The 1240-nt window shown below is 40.2% G+C and carries 1 protein-coding gene and 1 pseudogene; both read left to right on the top strand.

Annotated elements, in window-relative coordinates; all coding sequences use genetic code 11:
- A pseudogene (locus GQR46_RS19860) lies at positions 1-531 on the top strand (transposase); the annotation flags it as partial.
- A 268-nt stretch (positions 532-799) separates the two neighbouring features.
- A complete protein-coding gene (locus tag GQR46_RS19855) occupies positions 800-1084 on the top strand; it encodes a transposase (RefSeq protein ID WP_165742244.1) in 285 nt (94 codons plus the stop codon).
- Positions 1085-1240 lie beyond the last annotated feature (156 nt).

The following is a 1240-nucleotide window of genomic DNA, read 5'->3' as shown; positions in this document are numbered from 1 at the left end:
CGCAGAGCAAATAAGGAAGATAACTGTACTGGCAGGTTTTGGGAGGGTCGATTTAGCTCACAAGCACTGCTTGATGAAGCCGCACTTGCCGCCTGTATGGCGTATGTAGATTTAAACCCCATTAGAGCCAAGATGGCTAAAACGCCAGAAGAGTCAGACCATACCAGCGCTCAAGTACGCTTAATATGCGCAAAAGAAGGCAAGCAGCCAAAACAACTCCTTCGTTTTGCAGGGATGCCACGTCAAATAATGCCAAAAGGGCTGCCGTTTGAGCTTAAATCGTACCTTGAACTTGTTGAATTAACAGGACGTTGCATACGAGAAGACAAGCGAGGGTATATTGAAAGTACACATTTGTCTTTACTGGAAAGGGTGAATATATCTCCAGAAAACTGGTTAAAGCTTACAACCCAATTTACGCGCGTATTTCGTGGTGCAGTGGGCAGGCCAGCCTCACAAGAAGCTTATTGTGAAAACTTAAAGCGAAAGCGGCGAGCGAATATCAGTAACTGCGAAAAGCTACTGGCATAAAACGTAAACTACTCAGTAAAACTATTCAATAATAAATCACAACTGCACCATGCAGTCATTTTCATGCGTGCAATTTAGATTAAGAGCGCTAATGACTTATTTGATGGATGAAATGAAAATAACCTGTCGATAAAAGATATATTATTAACCTACAAATTAAATTTAATGGCAACATTTTGTTTGTTCAATTAAAGTGGCTGTCTAGTTTATCTGTAGTTTATCTGGTTATTTAAAAGACTGTAAAACGTGCCCGCTACAGCAGCAATGCATGCGAAAGCCACCCATTAAAACGGGGCGACAAGAACAGTTTATAAATAATGAATCACGCAAAAAGCTGAGCTATGTAGACAAAATGAAAGTAAAAATAGACAGCCCCATAGGTCGACGACAATATAGCAAACGACTCGGGTGTATTGAGCCAGTGTTCGGGAACATTACAGTGAATAAAGGCATGAATAAATTGACCTTACGGGGTCAAACGAAAGTGAATGCGCAATGGCAACTGTATTGTCTTGTTCATAATATAGAAAAGCTGCAAAACACGATGCATTAAGAAGGGTAAGCGCTTTTACCCTAAATAAAAGCCACTCAAGTACCCGTAATCCCGTCCAAAACGCCAATTAAAACAACACCAAACTCCCACTTTATATTCTGCATAAAATACAGTAATCGATTGAACCAAAATAGGAACTCAGCTATGGTTTGTTTA

This window comes from Pseudoalteromonas sp. Z1A6 (assembly GCF_011378745.1).
Taxonomy (GTDB): Bacteria; Pseudomonadota; Gammaproteobacteria; order Enterobacterales; family Alteromonadaceae; genus Pseudoalteromonas; species Pseudoalteromonas arctica.
This window is presented reverse-complemented; position numbering and strand designations above follow the sequence as displayed.

Bases quoted from the DNA above. Each gene is read 5' to 3' on its own strand.
- GQR46_RS19855 (WP_165742244.1), top strand. From the start codon at position 800: ATGCGAAAGCCACCCATTAAAACGGGGCGACAAGAACAGTTTATAAAT.